The sequence below is a fragment of the Arthrobacter sp. 754 genome, from assembly GCF_040548695.1.
Taxonomy (GTDB): Bacteria; Actinomycetota; Actinomycetes; order Actinomycetales; family Micrococcaceae; genus Arthrobacter.
In genome coordinates this window covers 90,407-107,141 of record NZ_JBEPSC010000007.1, presented here as the reverse complement: position 1 = coordinate 107,141, position 16,735 = coordinate 90,407, and the positions used below count along the sequence as shown (strand labels likewise).

The 16,735-nt window shown below is 65.9% G+C and carries 15 protein-coding genes; 10 read left to right on the top strand and 5 right to left on the bottom strand.

Annotated features, from left to right (window positions below):
- Positions 1-10: 10 nt before the first annotated feature.
- Positions 11-343, top strand: coding sequence for an ArsR/SmtB family transcription factor (locus ABIA70_RS19015; RefSeq protein ID WP_354149137.1), 333 nt, complete (start codon positions 11-13; stop codon positions 341-343).
- 12 nt (positions 344-355) lie between these two features.
- Entirely contained in the window at positions 356-856 is a 501-nt protein-coding gene (locus ABIA70_RS19010) for an SRPBCC family protein (RefSeq protein ID WP_354149136.1), read from the top strand.
- Positions 857-946: 90 nt separating this feature from the next.
- On the opposite strand, the gene ABIA70_RS19005 is transcribed toward ABIA70_RS19010, so the two are convergent.
- Entirely contained in the window at positions 947-1,678 is a 732-nt protein-coding gene (locus tag ABIA70_RS19005; RefSeq protein ID WP_354149135.1) for a GntR family transcriptional regulator, read from the bottom strand.
- A 150-nt stretch (positions 1,679-1,828) separates the two neighbouring features.
- On the opposite strand from ABIA70_RS19005, the gene ABIA70_RS19000 reads away from it, so the two are divergent.
- From ABIA70_RS19000 to eda, 6 genes are all read left to right on the top strand, one after another.
- Entirely contained in the window at positions 1,829-3,211 is a 1,383-nt protein-coding gene (locus ABIA70_RS19000) for an MFS transporter (protein WP_354149134.1), read from the top strand.
- Positions 3,208-4,230: an L-idonate 5-dehydrogenase gene (locus tag ABIA70_RS18995; RefSeq protein WP_354149133.1), complete on the top strand. Its 1,023-nt coding sequence runs from the start codon at positions 3,208-3,210 to the stop codon at positions 4,228-4,230. The genes ABIA70_RS19000 and ABIA70_RS18995 overlap by 4 nt, the downstream gene beginning before the upstream one ends.
- Positions 4,231-4,280: 50 nt before the next feature.
- The gene (gene manD / locus ABIA70_RS18990) at positions 4,281-5,492 is read left to right on the top strand and encodes a D-mannonate dehydratase ManD (protein ID WP_354149132.1); all 1,212 of its coding nucleotides are present in this window, start codon (positions 4,281-4,283) and stop codon (positions 5,490-5,492) included.
- Between the two features lie 47 nt (positions 5,493-5,539).
- Positions 5,540-6,469 carry a PfkB family carbohydrate kinase gene (locus ABIA70_RS18985; RefSeq protein ID WP_354149276.1) on the top strand — a complete coding sequence of 310 codons (930 nt, stop codon included), beginning with the start codon at positions 5,540-5,542 and terminating at the stop codon, positions 6,467-6,469.
- 89 nt (positions 6,470-6,558) lie between these two features.
- The gene (locus tag ABIA70_RS18980; protein ID WP_354149131.1) at positions 6,559-7,959 is read left to right on the top strand and encodes a mannitol dehydrogenase family protein; all 1,401 of its coding nucleotides are present in this window, start codon (positions 6,559-6,561) and stop codon (positions 7,957-7,959) included.
- Positions 7,952-8,581 carry a bifunctional 4-hydroxy-2-oxoglutarate aldolase/2-dehydro-3-deoxy-phosphogluconate aldolase gene (eda, locus tag ABIA70_RS18975; protein WP_354149130.1) on the top strand — a complete coding sequence of 210 codons (630 nt, stop codon included), beginning with the start codon at positions 7,952-7,954 and terminating at the stop codon, positions 8,579-8,581. The genes ABIA70_RS18980 and eda overlap by 8 nt, the downstream gene beginning before the upstream one ends.
- 17 nt (positions 8,582-8,598) lie before the next feature.
- Here eda and ABIA70_RS18970 read toward each other — a convergent pair whose 3' ends face one another.
- The 3 genes from ABIA70_RS18970 to ABIA70_RS18960 all read right to left on the bottom strand — a co-directional run bounded on the left by ABIA70_RS18970 (position 8,599) and on the right by ABIA70_RS18960 (position 12,348).
- On the bottom strand, positions 8,599-9,348 hold the full coding sequence (locus ABIA70_RS18970) for an ABC transporter permease (RefSeq protein ID WP_354149129.1): 750 nt from the start codon (positions 9,346-9,348) through the stop codon (positions 8,599-8,601).
- Positions 9,349-9,807: 459 nt separating this feature from the next.
- Positions 9,808-11,100, bottom strand: coding sequence for an MFS transporter (locus ABIA70_RS18965; protein WP_354149128.1), 1,293 nt, complete (start codon positions 11,098-11,100; stop codon positions 9,808-9,810).
- Between the two features lie 24 nt (positions 11,101-11,124).
- The gene (locus ABIA70_RS18960; RefSeq protein ID WP_354149127.1) at positions 11,125-12,348 is read right to left on the bottom strand and encodes a M20 metallopeptidase family protein; all 1,224 of its coding nucleotides are present in this window, start codon (positions 12,346-12,348) and stop codon (positions 11,125-11,127) included.
- Between the two features lie 150 nt (positions 12,349-12,498).
- On the opposite strand from ABIA70_RS18960, the gene ABIA70_RS18955 reads away from it, so the two are divergent.
- Both ABIA70_RS18955 and ABIA70_RS18950 read left to right on the top strand, forming a co-directional pair.
- Positions 12,499-13,533: an Lrp/AsnC family transcriptional regulator gene (locus ABIA70_RS18955; protein WP_354149275.1), complete on the top strand. Its 1,035-nt coding sequence runs from the start codon at positions 12,499-12,501 to the stop codon at positions 13,531-13,533.
- Positions 13,534-13,594: 61 nt separating this feature from the next.
- The gene (locus ABIA70_RS18950; protein WP_502917235.1) at positions 13,595-14,227 is read left to right on the top strand and encodes a DnaJ family domain-containing protein; all 633 of its coding nucleotides are present in this window, start codon (positions 13,595-13,597) and stop codon (positions 14,225-14,227) included.
- 73 nt (positions 14,228-14,300) lie between these two features.
- Here ABIA70_RS18950 and ABIA70_RS18945 read toward each other — a convergent pair whose 3' ends face one another.
- The gene (locus ABIA70_RS18945; protein ID WP_354149126.1) at positions 14,301-16,673 is read right to left on the bottom strand and encodes a transglycosylase domain-containing protein; all 2,373 of its coding nucleotides are present in this window, start codon (positions 16,671-16,673) and stop codon (positions 14,301-14,303) included.
- Between the last annotated feature and the right edge of the window lie 62 nt (positions 16,674-16,735).

Below are 16,735 nucleotides of genomic sequence, written 5' to 3'. Positions count from 1 at the left end.
CTACAACCAAATGGTTGTAAATCAGCTCAGTGATACGGACGTCGACCGCCTGTTCCAGGCCTTGGCCGACGCCACCCGGCGGGACATTGTCCGCCGCGTAACAGCCGGGGAGTTTTCCGTCTCCGGCCTCGCTGCCCTCTACGCCATGAGCTTCGCCGCCGTCCAGAAGCATGTGGCGGTGCTGGAGCGCGCTTCCCTGGTGACCAAGGAGAAGCGCGGAAGGGAGCAGATCGTGCGGGGAAACCATGAAGGCCTGCAGAAAGCCCGCCGGCTGCTTGACGAGTATGAAGCGATCTGGCGGCAGCGCGCCGGGCGGATCGCAGACATTCTGGCTGAAGGATAGGAAGGTTGCGCAATGCCTGTTGTCAGTTCCACCAAGAACCTCGAGGCACTGAGCCTCACCCTCGTCGCGGAGTTCGACGCCGGCGTCGAGCGAGTCTGGCAGATTTGGGAGGATCCCCGCCAGCTGGAGCGGTGGTGGGGTCCGCCCAACTATCCGGCCACGTTCGACCGGTTCGACTTCCAGCCGGGCGGAAAAGCAGACTATTACATGACTACACCTGAGGGGGACAAGCCTCGCGGCTGGTGGCGGTTCACCTCCATCGAGGCGCCGCGGAAGCTTGAGTTCGACGACGGCTTCGCCGATGCTGATGGCGCCCCGCAAGATGAATTGGGCAGCTCTCATGCCACCGTGAACCTGGAAGACCTCGGCGGCCGCACCCGGATGACCATCATGTCCACCTTCGAATCCGAAGAGCAGATGGAACAGATGGTCCAGATGGGCATGGAGGAAGGCCTGAAGGAGGCCGCTGGCCAGATCGACGCCATCCTCGCCGAGCACGCCCGCGCCCGGTAGCGCCCAGGAACCACAGCACCCAACGGAAGAGTACGACGGCGGGAAAGCCCGGCGTCGTACTCTTCCATTGTGTCGGCTACTTGGGCCCGGTCAGGACAGGCGTGCCACGCTTCGGCGGCTGGGCCGCGGAAGCGTGCCGTCCGAGAAGAGTTCCGGTGTGGCGGCCTGAATCCGTTTTACATCGTCAAAAACGCCCCGGAGGTGAAGGCGCAGCGAGCTGTCAGCATCCTCTGGCTTGTTGGCCTCGAGGGCGTCCACCACTGCGGTGTGCTGTTGGATGAGAGTTGAGATGGGCCGGGTTTCCAACAGGCTCAAGCGGCGGGCACGGTCAAGGTGGGCCTTGGCGGAGTTGACCGCTGCCCAGGCTGACTCGTGGCCGGCCAGCCGGAGGAGTTCACGGTGAAAGTCCTCGTCGAGGCGGAAGAATTCCTCAATGTCCCCGCCGGCGTCGGCGTCCGTCTGGCTTTGCAGGATCCGGCGCAGCCCGGCGATGCCTTCGCTGTCCACCGAGAGATCGCGCATCGATGCGCACTCGATGGCCTCCCGGACAAACTGGGCCTCGGACACGCGGGCAAGATCCACCAACGAGACGAACGAACCGATCTGCGGGAAGACCTGAACCAGCCCTTCCTCCCGGAGCAGGATCAGGCTCTCGCGGACCGGTGTCCTGCTGACGCCCAGCTCCTGCGCCAGTTCATTTTCCGAGAGCGGCTCCCCGGGTGGAAGCTGCAGGGAAATAATGCGACGCCGGAGTGTCTCCAGGGTCTGGTCCCTGACGGACATTCGCGGCGCGTGCCCCTTGCCGTTCTTCTCGGTTGCCATGGACTCATTCTATTCTCTTGACACACTAGAATGGTAGTGCTTGTATGGTAGTTGTAAACGAGGTGCTGGCGGTCACAATGGCCCGAATGCCGGCACGCTTCTTCCGTTCAACCTCCCCATTGTTTTTCATCGCCTGCAAAGGAGCACCAGATGACTGAGAGCATCTCGCCGCCCATCACCAAACCGGAAGCAAAACCCACCAAGGAACTCGCCAAGGTCGCAGTTTCCGGATGGCTGGGAACCGCCATGGAATTCATGGACTTCCAGCTGTACTCGCTGGCAGCCGCCATTGTCTTCAACAAGATCTTCTTCCCTGACGTCAGCCCCATCATCGGCCTGATCGCTGCCATGGCGACCTACGGCGTCGGCTACGTGGCCCGCCTCGCAGGAGCCATCTACTTCGGCCGCATGGGTGACAGGATCGGCCGCAAGAAGGTCCTCTTCATCACCATCGCGCTGATGGGTGCGTCCACCACCCTCATCGGCGTGCTCCCCACCTACGCGATGATCGGCGTCTGGGCTCCCATCATGCTGGTTGCGCTGCGCCTGGCCCAGGGCTTTGGTGCCGGGGCCGAGATCGCCGGCGCCACCGTCATGCTTGCTGAGTTCGCTCCCGCCCGCCGCCGCGGCCTCATCTCCTCCCTCGTATGCCTCGGCACGAACTCGGGCACCCTGGCCGCCTCCGCCATCTGGGCGATCCTGGTCTCCGCACTGCCCGAAGACCAGCTCCTCAGCTGGGGCTGGCGCATTCCGTTCCTGCTCAGCTTTGTCCTGATGATCTTCGCCGTCTGGGTCCGCCGCTCCCTCAAGGAAAGCCCCGTCTTTGAACAGCGCGCTGACGTTGTGGACGGCGTCGCACTGTCCAAGCGTGAAATCGCCGCCGAAGAAGAGCTCGTCAAGACCAGCACCATCGAGGCTGCACTGCACCAGCGCAAGGGCAAAGCATTCCTCATCGCCCTGGGCCTGCGCTTCGGACAGGCCGGCAATTCCGGCCTGGTCCAGACCTTCCTCGTGGGCTACCTCGCTACAGTCCTCCTGGTGGACAAGAGCGTCGGCACCAGCGCCATCATGTACGGCTCCATCCTCGGCTTCCTGACCATCCCCGTCATGGGCCTGCTCGGAGACCGCTTCGGCCGCCGCCCGCTGTACCTCGTGCTGAGCTCGCTCACAGCGCTCTTCGCCATCCCCATGATGCTGATGGTCACCAGCGGCAACACCGCACTTATCACCATCGCCATGGTCATCGGACTGAACCTCGGTGTGCTGAGCCTCTTCGCCATGGAAAGCGTGACGATGGCCGAGTTCTTCGGAGCCCGCACCCGCTTCACCCAGCTCGCCCTGGCCAAGGAAATCGGCGGCATCCTGGCCACCGCCATCGGCCCGCTGCTGGCAGCCACCCTCACCGCCATCACCGGCCACTGGTGGCCGCTGGCCGCAATGCTCATCGCCTACTCGCTGATCACCCTGATCTCCGCCTTCGTAGGACCCGAGGTCCGTGGCCGCGACATGGTCCGCCTGGAAGACGCTGTATGAAAGCCGTCGTCGTCCACGGCGCGAACGATCTCCGCATTGATGACCGGCCGGAGCCCGTTGTGGGCCCCGGGGAAGTAATTATCGACGTCGAATGGGGCGGGATCTGCGGCTCGGATCTGTCCTACTGGCGCAACGGCGCCTCGGGAACGGCGGCGCTGAAATCGCCGCTCGTCCTGGGGCACGAAGTGGCCGGCCGGATCGCCCAGCTGGGCGCCGGAGTCCAGAACCTCGACGTCGGCCAGCCGGTCACCGTGCACCCGGCGGAACTGGTGGGCGATGGCATCATGCCCGAGCGCCTGGCAGGCCGCACCAACCTGTACCCGCAGATCAGGTACTTCGGTTCGGCAGCCTTTGATCCGCACACCGACGGCGGGTTCAGCGAACGCAAGCTCGCCAAGGCATCCCAGATCCGGGTTCTGCCCGAGGGCGTGGACACCCTGCACGGCGCGCTCGCCGAACCGCTCGCCGTCGCCATGCACGCGGTCAAGCGGGCGGGACCGCTGGCCGGCAAGGACGTGCTGGTCAACGGCGCCGGGCCCATCGGCTCGCTGGTGGTTGCGGCGGCGAAGTTTGCCGGCGCCCGCAGCGTCACTGCCGCCGACATCAACGACTCTGCACTGCGGGTAGCGAAAGCCATGGGCGCGGACCGGGTGGTCAATGTGTCCGAGGACGGTCTCCCGGAGGACATGGAGCTGGTGTTCGAGGCTTCCGGGATCCCCGCTGTACTGGGCGGTGTCCTGCGGGCAACGGCCCGCGGCGGCACCCTGGTCCAGGTCGGGAACCTTCCCGGCGCACCGGCGCCTGCGGCGCTGGGGGACCTGGTGACCCGCGAGATCACCTGGATCGGTTCCTACCGGTTTGTGGATGAAATCAGCGACGCCCTCCAGGCCATGGCCAACGGGCTGGACGTCTCCCCGGTCGTTACGCACACGTTCGGGATCGACCAGGCCGCCGAAGCCATGCGGGTTTTTGGAGATCCGGCGTCCGGCAGCAGCAAAGTCATGCTCCGTCTCAGCTAGCGCCTCCAGCATCACCATTTCCAGACCATCACCACCTGAAGGACCAACCAGTGAAGATCACCGACGCACGGGTAGTGGTTTCGTCTCCCGGACGGAATTACGTCACGCTCGTTATTGAAACCGAGGACGGCATCACCGGCATCGGCGACGCCACCCTCAACGGCCGCGAGCTGGCCGTTGCGTCCTACCTGTCCGAGCACCTCTGCCCGCTGCTGATCGGCCGCGACGCCCGCCGAATTGAGGACGCCTGGCAGTACTTCTACAAAGGCGCCTACTGGCGCCGCGGCCCGGTGACCATGACGGCGATCGCTGCGATCGACGTCGCGCTCTGGGACATCAAGGGCAAGGTCGCCGGAATGCCAGTCTATGAGCTCCTTGGCGGTGCCGCCCGCGAAGGCGTGATGGTCTACGGGCATGCCAGCGGTACCACCCTTGAGGACCTCAGCGCAGACTTCCAGCACCACCTGGATCTTGGCTACAAGGCCATCCGTGCGCAGGCAGCGGTCCCCGGCCTGGACAAGACCTACGGTATCGCGCCGGTGGACGGCAAGCTCTACGAGCCGGCCAGCGGCAACGTCCCGCAGGAGGACGCGTGGGAGACCACCGCGTACCTGGACTTCGCGCCCAAGATGATGGCCCACGTCCGCGAGGAGTTCGGCTACGGCATCCACGTCCTTCACGACGTGCACCACCGCCTCACACCCATCGAGGCGGGCAGGTTGGGGGCCACCTTGGAGGAGTACCGGCCGTTCTGGATCGAGGATCCGACGCCGGCCGAAGACCAGTCGGCGTTCCGGCTGATCCGCCAGCACACCACTACCCCCATCGCGGTGGGCGAGGTGTTCAACTCGATCTGGGACTGCCAGCAGCTGATCACCGAGCGCCTCATCGACTACATCCGGACATCCGTTTCACACGCCGGCGGCATCACGCACCTGCGCCGGATCTTCTCCCTTGCGGACCTCTACGGTGTGCGCTCCGGCTCCCACGGTGCGGGTGATCTCTCGCCGGCTTCGTTCGCGGCGGCCCTGCACGTGGACATGAGCATTCCCAACTTCGGCATCCAGGAATACATGGGACACCGGGAGCCGGCCAACGAGGTTTTCACCACCTCCTACACCTTCAATGACGGCTACATGCACCCCGGGGACGCCCCCGGGATCGGCGTAGAGTTCAACGAGGAAGCCGCCGCCCGCTTCCCCTTTGACCCGAAATACCTCCCCATCAACCGGCGGCTCGACGGATCGGTGCATGACTGGTGAACGACGCAACGCACGAGCGCGAAAACCAGCCGTTCGACGTCGTCGTCATGGGGGAGATTCTCGTTGAGGTGGCCACCGATGTTGCCTTCGGCCACGGCGTACCCGCGCAGCTCGGGATTTCCGGCGATGCACTCAACGTTGCTGCCGCCGCATCGGCCGCCGGGGCTCGGGTGGGCCTGCTCTCGGTACTTACCGACGACGACCTTGGCCAGGCGATTGCCGCCCGGATCGCGGAACTCGGCATCTCAACCCGCCTGGTGAAGTTCCGGACCGGGCAGCAGGGCGTGTACCTGGTGCACTCCGATCCGGAAGGCCAGCGCGAGTTCTCCTACGCCCGCAGCGGCAGCGTCGGATCCAGCCTCGGCCCCGATGATGTCGACCCCGCAGTGTTCGCGGCCGCCGGTGCTGTGGTGGCCGGCGGAATCGCCTGTGCCATCTCCGAATCGTCCCGGGCGGCCGTCCTCAAGGCCGCCGCACTTGCCAGGCGTTTCGTGTTCGATCCCAACTTCCGGCCGAGCCTGACCTCCGTTGAGGACGCGACGGCGGCACTTCTGCAGCTCGCGCCGCGAAGCTACCTGGTGACCCCGTCCTTTCCCGGCGAAACATCGGCCCTTCTGGGCACCTCCACTGCCGGCGAGGCTGCGGCAAAGCTTCTCGGCCTCGGCGCAGCGAACGTTGCCGTGACCTGCGGGGCAGAGGGAATCCAGCTGGAGGGCGAAGGCCTGGACAGCACCTGGATCGACTCGGTTCCTGCCCCGGCTGTTGTGGACCAGACCGGCGCGGGCGATGCCTTCGTAGGCACCATGACCGCGCGGCTGGTGCTGGGCGACCCCCTCCCCGTGGCGGCCCGGTACGGCGCAGCGGCGGCATCCCTGGTGGTGGGCGGCAAGGGCGGGACCGGCTTCATTCCTTCCTTCGAACAGACCAGCGCGCACGCTGCCGGGGCCGTCAAAGGAGAGCTGACATCGCACGCCTAAGCAACGCCACTCTCGCTGCGCTCGGCACCGGAACCGACGACGGCACGGGCACCGCCGCGACGCCCAAGAACCTGCTGCCGCGCGAGGACGTGCGTCCCGGCATCGTGCATTTAGGGCTCGGAGCGTTTGCCCGTGCGCACACCGCGGTGTTCACCGAAAAAGCCATGCTCGCCTCCGGCAACTTCAGCTGGGGGACCGTGGGGGTGACCCAGCGGTCCGATACCGTCGCGCGGCAGCTGGAACCCCAGGACGGTCTCTTCACAGTCGCCGAGCGGGGTACCGGAGCCGCGCCGCTCCGCGTGATGTCCAGCATCGTGGAGGCCATCTCCGGCAGGGACCACCCGGACACCGTGGTGGACCGGATCGCCGCCCCCACCACCCGGATAGTGACGCTCACTGTCACCGAGAAGGGCTACCGGATCGATCCGCGGACCGGTTCACTGAACACCGACGACGAACAGGTGCAGGCTGACCTTGCCGGCAGTCCGCCGCAGACAGCCATCGGACAGATCGCCCGCGGCATCCAGCAGCGCTCCCGCACTGGTGGCGGGCCGCTCACTGTCCTGTCCTGCGACAACCTGCCGGCCAACGGGGAGCTGACCGGAACACTGGTCCGCGCCTTTGCCGAGGCCCTGCCGGACGCTGAGTCCGGGCCGCTGCTCGCCTGGTTGGACGCGAATGTCACGTTCCCGTCCACCATGGTGGACCGGATGGTGCCGGCCACCACCGACGGCGACCTCGCCGCCGTCGAACGCGAACTGGGACTCCGGGACGAGGCCGCCGTGGTTGCTGAGCCCTTTATGCAGTGGGTCATCGAGGACAACTTCGCGGCCGACCGGCCTGCCTGGGAGGAAGCCGGCGCGCTGTTCAGCACCGACGTTGCCGCGTGGGAAGCGGCCAAGCTGCGGCTGCTCAACGCCAGCCACTCCATGCTGGCCTACCTGGGCCTCGCCACCGGCAAAACCACCATCGCCGACGCCGTCGGAGAAGAAGCCTTCCGCACGGCCTGCGCCGGCATGATGGCCGGGGACGCCCTGCCCACCATCGACCTTCCGCCCGGGCTGGACGGTGCGGCTTACTGCGCGCAGGTCCTGGAACGCTTCGCCAACCCTGCACTGGGGCACACCACCGCCAAGGTGGGCAGCGACGGGTCACAGAAAATCGGCCTGCGCCTGCTCACCACAGTCCAGGCAAACCTCGACGCCGGCCGTGAACCCCGCTGGGCTGCGCTCGCCGTCGCCGCGTGGATGCACCATGTGGCCTCCACCCCGACCGCGGACCTGAACGATCCGCTCGCAACCGAATTGCACGCAGCACTTCCGGCAACGCGCACCGCGGCCACTGTGGTCCCTGCGCTGCTTGGCGTGCGGAGCATCTTCGACGCCGCGCTCGCCGCTCATCCCGGCTTCAGCGACCTCCTCCTTCACTGGTACCGCATTGTCGACACGCAGGGCCTGGACGGCCTGAGAAATGAGATCAACCATGGCTGATGCCACCAGCGTCCTGAACGTTTCGCCCGTCATCCCGGTGGTGACCATCGATGACCCGCGGCACGCTGTTCCGGTGGCCCGGGCCCTGGCCGACGGCGGCGTCGGCATCATCGAACTCACGCTCCGCACCGAGAGCGCCCTGACGTCGCTGAAGCTTATTGCCGACGAGGTGCCCGAAATCCTCGTCGGGGCCGGCACTGTACTGACTCCTGCCCAGGCAGACGCCGTCGTGGCCGCCGGAGCGCAGTTCATCGTCAGCCCGGGGGTCACCCCGGCGCTGCTGGACCACCTGCTGACCGTCGGCGTGCCGGTACTGCCCGGCGTTGCCACGGTGGGGGAAGTCATGCTGGTCCTGGAGCGGGGACTGACTGCCATGAAGTTCTTCCCGGCCGGGCCGGCCGGCGGGCCGGACTACCTTGCCGCGATCGGGGCACCCATCCCGCAGGTGCAGTTCTGCCCCACCGGCGGAGTCAGCATCGCCACCGCCCCGAAGTACCTTGCACTGCCGAACGTCTCCTGCGTCGGCGGCAGCTGGCTCACCCCGCGCGCCGCCATCGAGAACGAGGACTGGCGTGAGATCACCCAGCTGGCCCGCGTCACGGCGTCACTCGGAAAGCTCTGACTCCGGGCCCGGCGCCGTCAGCCTAAAGCGGCGGGCTTGACGCGGACCGGGGCAAGGAACGTGATGATCAGGACGGCGGTAACGGCCCCGGCGGCCATGATCGAGGCAAGCACCACAATCTGGAAGCGCCCAGCCTCCAGCGGTGACAGCCCGCCGAAAATGGCGCCGACAAACGCCCCCGGCAGCGTCACCAGCCCGGTCGTCTTCGTCTGGTCAGTGGAGGGGATCAGTGCTGAATAGACAGCACCGCGTGCCAGTTCCAGGGTCGACTGCCGGGGCGTGGCACCCAGCGCGAGCCATCCCTCCACCTCCTCCCAGCGGGCGATCACTGATTCGGTGAAGCGCCGGCCGGCAAGAGTGGTGATGGTCATGGCGTTGCCGATGATGATTCCGCCCACCGCCAGGGCGAACCGCGGGGTGAAGGAAATGGCGCCGGTGAGGAAAACGATGGCAAGCGTCAGGGCAACGCCCGCGGCCATCGCAGCGCCGACGAAAACAAGCTTCTGCCACGCCCAGCCCAGGCGACGGGTGGCAACTGTGGCCGCAACAGTGAACATGACCAGCAGCGCGAGCCCCACGAAGAGTGGCTCAGTGATGATGCCGCTCAGGACCAGGCTGATGACAGCGAGTTGAGCGGCGCCCCGCAGGATGGCTACTGCCGGCGCCGTGCTGTGCGGAGCCTTGTAGGCGCGCAGGACCGCCACAGTCAAAGCCATCAGGAGCCCCACGCCGAGCAGCGTCGGCGTGAAGGTGGCCAGGTCGGTCATTCGCCCAGCCTAAGGCGCAGAAGTCATACGGAGGACCCCTGCACGGATTTAGGGCGGCCGTGCAGGGATCCCGTTTCGGCTACTTGGCCTGCGGAAGAGGCCTACCTCCATGGGCGCCCGGACCCCTGATACTGATCCTTGAACCGGCCGAGGCAGGCCGCGTCGTGGCCTAAGGCTGGACGGTTGCCGGACGCGTCCTCAGCTTCGGAAAGGCCTGACGCCGTGGCGCCTGGCCGGCATCGTCGCCGAACCGGAGTAACCCAAAGCCGCTCCGACCCATCGACTCCACCTGGCAACGCGGGGTCACTCCAGGCCCAAAATCGGGCGTTTTATGGGCCGAAAGTGACCCCGCGTTGGGGGATTGCCGAGCCAACCGGCGGCAGACGGACAGCGAACAGACGCCGACGGCGGGACCTCCCGCCGTCGGCGTCTGTGCGTAAAACTCCGGGGCAACCAGTGTCAGTGCGTCAGGTCCTTGCCCTTCGTCTCCGGGATGGTGAAGACAAATGCGATGCTGATGAGCAGGAGAATCACGGCGTAGACGTTGAACAGGTTGGCCTGTCCGATCGAGCCCAGCCACGCCTGCAGGTAGGGTGCCGTGCCGCCGAATGCCGCCACGCAGATGGAGTACGGGATGCCGACGCCGACTGTGCGGATCTTGGTGGGGAACAGTTCGGCGTACACAGCCGGGACGATGGCGGCGCTTCCGGCGATGAAAAACAGCATGACGGACATGGTCACCGCGAGCTGCCACGGGGAATCCTTCAGCAGCCAGGTCATGGGGAAGTGGAACAGTGCCGCGCCGGCGGCGCTCATGATCATGACCGGCTTGCGGCCGATGCGGTCTGAAAGCCGGCCCCAGAAAGGCAGGGCTGCAATGAACAGCACGTTGGCGATGACGCTGGCCCAGAGGGCTTCGCCGCGGTCCATCTTCAGCACTGACGCGGCGTAGCTTGGGGTCACGACACCCCAGATGTAGTAGCTCACGGTCAGGCCGACGGTCAGGCCGATAACCTGCAGCGCCTGCTTGCGGTGCTTGTAGATCTGGGGCCACAGGGGTTCGTGCTTTTCCTTGGGGGTTTCCGCTTCGAACGCGGCGGTTTCCTTCATCCGGGCCCGCATGAAGAGGGCGTAGAGGCCCATCGCCCCGCCGATCAGGAAGGGAATGCGCCAGCCAAAGGCGTTCATGTCGCCTTTGCTCAGGACGTTGGACAGGACGGCGCCCAGCATTGTTCCGGCGAGGATGCCCACTGTGCCGGAGGTGTAGATGAGTGTTGCCCAGAAGCCGCGCTTTTCCTTGGGTGCCATTTCGGAGAGGTAGGTCTGCGACGACGGCAGCTCCCCGCCGTGGGCGAGGCCCTGGATGAGGCGGGCCACCAGCAGCAGGACCGAGGCGAAGGCACCGACGGCCTCGAAGGTAGGGGCGATGCCGATCAGGAGGCTGCCCAGGGCGGCTAGTCCCACTGCGAAGGTCATGGACGTCTTGCGGCCGATCCGGTCACCGATCCAGCCGAACACGAAGCCGCCGAACGGGCGGGCCACGAAGCCGACGGCGAAGATGGCCAGGGTGGCCAGGAACGCCGACGCCGGATCCTCCTTGCTGAAGAGTGCGCTCGCGATGAAGGGCGAGAAGGTGGCGTAGATGGCCCAGTCGTACCATTCGACGGCGTTGCCGATCCCGGTGCCGATCAGGGTGCGCAGGTGGGACTTGTGGACCTGGACGTCGGCTGGGACGCCTGCTGTTGTGGTCATCTTGTTCTCCAAAGTGGAAGGAAATCAGTTGGCGGCCGAGGCCAGGGCTGCGATGCGGGAAACGGCCAGCTCTGCATAAAGGGCTGTTCCGTCAGACAGGACGCCGTCGTCGAATGCGGCGTACGGGGAGTGGTTGAAAGCTGTTGTGGTGTGGTCGGCGCCGGGGGCGACAGCGCTGAGGCCGATGAAGGTCCCGGGCACTTCCGCGAGGACCCTGGAAAAGTCCTCGGAGCCGCTGAGCGGAGTGGCCCAGCGGGAGAGGCGCGAGCTGCCAAAGAGGTCCTCGATGGTCTTCTCGGCGGTACGTGTCTCATCGTCGTCGTTGATGGTGGGGGGATACTCGTGGCGGTAGTCGACGTCGACCTCCAGCCCGTGGGCGGCGGCGATGCCTTTCAAAAGGGTGGGAACGGCAGCCATCATCCGTTCCCTGGCGGGCTCTGAGAAGGTGCGGACGGTGGCTTCGATGCGGGCCGATTCCGGGATGATGTTGCGCTTCGTGCCGGCCTGGAGAACGCCCACGGTCAGGACAACCGGATCGAACACGTTGAACTGGCGGGTGATCATGATCTGCAGGGCAGTGACCATTTCCGCGGCCGCGGTCACAGGATCCTTGGCGACGTGCGGGGCGGAGCCGTGGCCGCCGGCGCCCAGGACAGTGACGGTCAGTGCATCCGAGGCGCTGAGCATCACCCCTGATTTGGTGGCGAAGCGGCCGTGCGGCTCCAGTGCGGAAAACACATGCATCCCGTAGGCGGCATCAGCCCGGCGTCCGGCCGCGTCCAGCACGCCCTCGCGGATCATGTGTGATGCGCCGTCCCAGCCTTCCTCGCCCGGCTGGAACATCAGGACGACGTCGCCGGCCAGCTGGTCCCGGCGCTCGGCCAACAGGGTGGCGGCTCCGGCCAGCATGGCGGTGTGGAGGTCGTGGCCGCAGGCGTGCATGGCGCCGTCGGTTTTCGACGAGAACACTGCACCGGTCCGCTCCTGGACGGGCAGGCCGTCCATGTCGGCGCGGAGGAGGACGGTCGGTTTGGTCTCCGACGCGTACGGCGCGCCGCCGCGCAGGACCGCAGTGACCGACGTCGTGCTCTGGCCCAGGGTGATTTCGAAAGGCAGGCCGTCGAGCGCCTTGAGGACCTTTTCCTGGGTCCGGGGCAGCTGGAGTCCGATCTCGGGTTCCTGATGCAGCTCGTGGCGAAGCCGGACGATATCGCCTTGCAACTCCCTGGCGTCGGTGGTGATTGACATCTGCGCTCCCTCTGGACCCTGAAGTCCGTTGATGATCTGCTGTCCATTGTGTGGTGACCTGGTTCACAACTCCGGAAGGTACTGGAAAGAATCAAAAGTATGCTGGGAAACGCAGGAATCATTCATTCTCAGGAAGGTCGGACCGAAGTGATGCTCAGCGAGGAGGACCTTGCCCTGATTAACGTCCTGCAGGTTGCGCCGCGGATCAGCTGGGCGGACGCGGCGGAGGTGTTGGGGGTTCATGCCACCACGCTGGCGGCCCGCTGGGACAGGTTGAGGTCGGCGGGCGCGGCGTGGACCACGGCACATCTGATCGGCGACCCCAAACAGATGTGCCTGGCGCTGGTGGATGTGGACTGCGAGATGCGCCTACGCGCAGAGGTCACCGCCGAACTCGCCGCCATTCCGGACGTGGTCACAGTTGAGGAGGCTGCCAGCAACAGGGACCTCATGCTGACGGTCATTTCGCCCACCCTGGAACAGTTCACGGATCACGTTCTTCCGCGGTTCAAGGAGATCCCGGGGTTGCTCAAGTACCGGACATCGCTGGGAACCCGCCTGCACTCCGCCGGCCATACGTGGCGGCTGAACGCCTTGGACAACGCGCAGCAAAATGCCCTGCGTGCCGTTGTCGGCCACGAGACCGCCGGTTCGGCAGGACCTCGGGCCGGATCCCCCCTGCCGCAGAGCCACCTGGACCTGATTCCGTTCCTGGCGCGCGATGGGCGGGCGAGTGCCGCTGATATTGCCCGGAGCCTGGGCCGGAGTCCCGCAACGGTCCAGCGACAGCTGAACAGGGTGGTTTCCAGTGGCCTGCTGACGTTCCGCTGTGACATTGCGCAGAACCTGTCCGGCTACCCGGTGAGCTGCCAGTGGTTCGCCAATGTGCCGCCGGGCCAGCATGAAACTGCCGCCGCGGAGCTCCGCGGCCTGCGGACGGTCCGGCTCAATGCGTCCACCAGCGGGAGGACAAATTTTGTGATCCTGATGTGGCTGAAGTCCCTGGCCGATGTGATGACCGCTGAACTGGCCCTCCAGCAGCGCATTCCGGACATTGAACTCGTGGAAAGCGCGGTGATCCTCAGCCGAGCCAAGCGGATGGGGTGGATGCTGAACCCGGACTCGACGGCGACCGGGGCCGTGGTGGTAGCGGACACCGGTGTCCCGTCGCTGGCGCTTGGCTGAGCCCTCAGGAACACTCCCAGGCCCGTTGAAACACCGGCCGGCGTTCTGAATACTGGAAGACATGCTCGATTTCAGAAGGGGAGGCGGTGTTTTAGCCATGAGCGGGACGGGCGACTTCAAGCGGCGCCTCGAGCGGGTGGCGGAACTCCGCTCCTACCGGGGAGCGGGGATCAGTGCCGAAGAGGAGGCCGAGCTCGACGCCGCCGAGGAGAGTGAGCGGCAGAAGCGCAAGAAGGTGGACGACGCCAAAAGGGCGGAATACCTGATCCGGGACGCGATGGCGCAGGGCAAGTTCGACAACCTCAAATACGCCGGCAAGCCCATCCCCGGCCTCGGTGAGGCCTACGATCCTGACTGGTGGGTCAAAGGACTCATCCAGCGGGAGAACATCAGTGGACTGGGTCCCAAAGCCATCCTGCTCCGCACCGAGGACGCTGAACTGGATGCGCTCCTTGATACCCAGTTCACCGAAAAACAGGTCCGTGACATCCTGGTGGACTTCAACGCCCGCGTCATCGACGCCCGCCGCCAGCTCCAGGGCGGGCCGCCCGTCATCACCAAAACCCGCGACGTCGAGGTGGAAGTTTCCCGCTGGCAGGAACGCCGCGCCGCCCGCGCCGGCGCCGAGACGCCCGAACCGGAACCGGGGACCAGCCGCTCCTGGTGGCAACGGCTGTGGCGCGGCACAACCTAGGCGGGCACCAACCCGGGCGGGCACCCATTGAGGTTGGCGGACGACGGCGGATGCCTCCCGCCGTCGTCGGGCGTCAGGTTCTGCCGGGCGGGACGCCGTTATGCGGCGCTGGGCCCGGAACCTTGGGCCCCGGCAGTAGGGCGGCTGCGCCCGGAGTGCTGGGTGGTGCTGGCGGGGGAGCCGGGGAAGGTGCGGGTGCTGGGGCCGGCGCAGGAGCTGGGGCTGGTGCGGGAGCAGGCGCGGGCGCTGGTGCCGGAGCCGGAGCCGGAGCAGGCGCGGGAGACGGCTTCGGTGGGGCCACCATGGATTCCGGCGGCGGCGGGAAGGGGTTCGCCGGGTAGAGTTTCGCGACCTGCAGCATGTAATTGACCCATTGGGGCCCGGCGATCATGTACCCGTCCAGGCGGGGGTAGAACGTCCCGTTGACGGTCACGTTCTGGCCCGGACGTTTCTGGCCCTCAAGGGCGTCGCCGAAGAAGGACGCTGTGGACAGCCCGGACGTGTACCCGGCAACCCAGGTGGCGCCGTTGTTGTTGGAGGTTCCGGTCTTGGCAGCCACCGGCATCTGGGTATGGATCTTGGGGTTGATCCAGACGCCGGAACCGACCTTGAGGACGTCCTGCAGCACCACGTTGACCCCTCGGGCCACCTCAGGCTTCACGGCATTGCGGCACTCGGGGACAGGAACGGGAAGCTTGCTCCCGTTGACGCTCGTCACTTCCACCAGGGCGATCGGAGTGCAGTAGCGGCCGTCGTTGGCGAATGTGGCAAAGGCGTTGGCCAGATGCAGCGGGGCCACCCCGATGGCGCCCAGGAGGTTGCCCAGCTGGTGCATGTTGATCTGCGCGCCGTCCAGGCCGCTGTGCAGGCCAACGGCGTCCACCATCTTCTGGATGCCGCAAAAGTCCAGCTGGGTGGCGGCAGCGAAGGTGGCGGTGTTGATGGAGTTGTAGAGGCCGTAGTTGACGGGCATCGGGCGGTAGTAGCCCTCGTCAGCGTTCTGCAGGTCATCGGCGGCGCCCAGTTCAGGGTTGTTCTGCGCCGTACTGTAGGCCCCCATCACCTTCCCGCAACTGGACCGCCAGGGGAAGCCCAGCGGATAGACCCGTCGGGAAGCATCCACCACCGCTGTCATCGACTTGCCCTCATTAAGCCACTCGGCGAAGGTGAAGGGCTTCATGGTGGACCCCGGCTGGAAGCCGCCCGCACCGTTGAGGTCGTTGCCTTGAGCGTCCCGTGAATCCACATTGAAATTCAGCTGGGTGTCGAACTTTCCTTCCTCCGGCAGGAACACAGTGTTCTGCGCCATCGCCAGGATCCGGCCGGTCCCCGGCTGGACCGACACCAGCGCTGCGCCCCACCGGTCAGGATTCGCTCCGGCGGTGCTGTCCACCTGCGCCTGCGCGGCCACCTGGAGCCTGCTGTCCAACGTGGTGGTAATCGTCAGGCCGCCGCGGTACAGCAGGCGCTCCCGGTCGATCAGGCTGCTGCCGTAGGCCGGATTGTTCAGGATGAGGTGCGAGATGTAATCACAGAAATAGGGGGCCATCGCCGCGTTGGCGCAGCCCTGCCGGGCAGGGCTGAGTTTGAGTTCGATCGGCGTGGCAACGGCCGCATCATGCTCTGCCTGCGTGATCTTGCGAAGGCGGAGCATTTCGGACAGGACCTGGTTGCGGCGGGCGATGGATTTGTCCGGGTTCAGGGCCGGGTTGTAGAAGCTGGGGCTGTTCACCAGTCCTGCCAGCAGGGCCGCCTGCGGCAACGTGAGGTCTTTGGCAGTGGAGCTGAAGAAGTACCTGGAGGCGGCCTCGATGCCGTAGGCGTCCCGGTTGAAGAACACGATGTTCAGATAGCCCTCAAGGATCTGGTCCTTGCTGAACTGCTTCTCCAAGGCGATGGCCAGCTTCATTTCGCGGAGCTTGTCGCCCATGCTCTTCTGGCCGCTGAGGATCACCTCGTCCGGGCGGTCCTTGGACAGGAATGCCTCGTTGATCACGTTGGTGACGTACTGCTGGGTGATGGTTGAGGCGCCCTGGCGTCCACTGCTGGTCACATTGGAGATGGCTGCCCGGAGGATGCCCTGGGGATCGATGCCGGCGTGCTCGTAATACCGGCTGTCCTCAATGGCCACGATGGCGTTGCGGATATACGGGGACATCTGGTCAAGCGGGACCTTTACGCGGTTTTCCGCAAAGAACGTCGCGATCGGCTGGCCGTCCGATGTCAGGACCTTTGTAGACTGCGACGGCGGCTCGACAGTGAGTTCCTCAGGCAGTTTGTCGAAGAACGTGATCGAGTTGCTGACCCCGAACCCGACGGCGGCAACAGCCGGCGCTATCAGCGTCGCAGCCAGGACTCCGCAGAGTGCGCTCGCAGTGAAGTATCCCAGCACCCTTCCCAGGGCGGCGGCCAGGCGGTGGCCGCGCTTCTTCTTTTTCTGCGCCATTTTTCAGCCTTTAAGCTAGCGACGTGTCAACAGGATACGCCGCAGGACCTGCTTCCTCCAGA

Excerpts from the sequence above, each read along its gene's own strand:
- ABIA70_RS19015 (WP_354149137.1), top strand. The coding sequence starts at position 11 with ATGGTTGTAAATCAGCTCAGTGATACGGACGTCGACCGCCTGTTCCAG.
- ABIA70_RS19010 (WP_354149136.1), top strand. The coding sequence starts at position 356 with ATGCCTGTTGTCAGTTCCACCAAGAACCTCGAGGCACTGAGCCTCACC.
- ABIA70_RS19005 (WP_354149135.1), bottom strand. The coding sequence starts at position 1,678 with ATGGCAACCGAGAAGAACGGCAAGGGGCACGCGCCGCGAATGTCCGTC.
- ABIA70_RS19000 (WP_354149134.1), top strand. The coding sequence starts at position 1,829 with ATGACTGAGAGCATCTCGCCGCCCATCACCAAACCGGAAGCAAAACCC.
- ABIA70_RS18995 (WP_354149133.1), top strand. The coding sequence starts at position 3,208 with ATGAAAGCCGTCGTCGTCCACGGCGCGAACGATCTCCGCATTGATGAC.
- ABIA70_RS18985 (WP_354149276.1), top strand. The coding sequence starts at position 5,540 with ATGGGGGAGATTCTCGTTGAGGTGGCCACCGATGTTGCCTTCGGCCAC.
- eda (WP_354149130.1), top strand. The coding sequence starts at position 7,952 with ATGGCTGATGCCACCAGCGTCCTGAACGTTTCGCCCGTCATCCCGGTG.
- ABIA70_RS18970 (WP_354149129.1), bottom strand. The coding sequence starts at position 9,348 with ATGACCGACCTGGCCACCTTCACGCCGACGCTGCTCGGCGTGGGGCTC.
- ABIA70_RS18965 (WP_354149128.1), bottom strand. The coding sequence starts at position 11,100 with ATGACCACAACAGCAGGCGTCCCAGCCGACGTCCAGGTCCACAAGTCC.
- ABIA70_RS18960 (WP_354149127.1), bottom strand. The coding sequence starts at position 12,348 with ATGTCAATCACCACCGACGCCAGGGAGTTGCAAGGCGATATCGTCCGG.
- ABIA70_RS18955 (WP_354149275.1), top strand. The coding sequence starts at position 12,499 with ATGCTCAGCGAGGAGGACCTTGCCCTGATTAACGTCCTGCAGGTTGCG.
- ABIA70_RS18950 (WP_502917235.1), top strand. The coding sequence starts at position 13,595 with ATGCTCGATTTCAGAAGGGGAGGCGGTGTTTTAGCCATGAGCGGGACG.
- ABIA70_RS18945 (WP_354149126.1), bottom strand. The coding sequence starts at position 16,673 with ATGGCGCAGAAAAAGAAGAAGCGCGGCCACCGCCTGGCCGCCGCCCTG.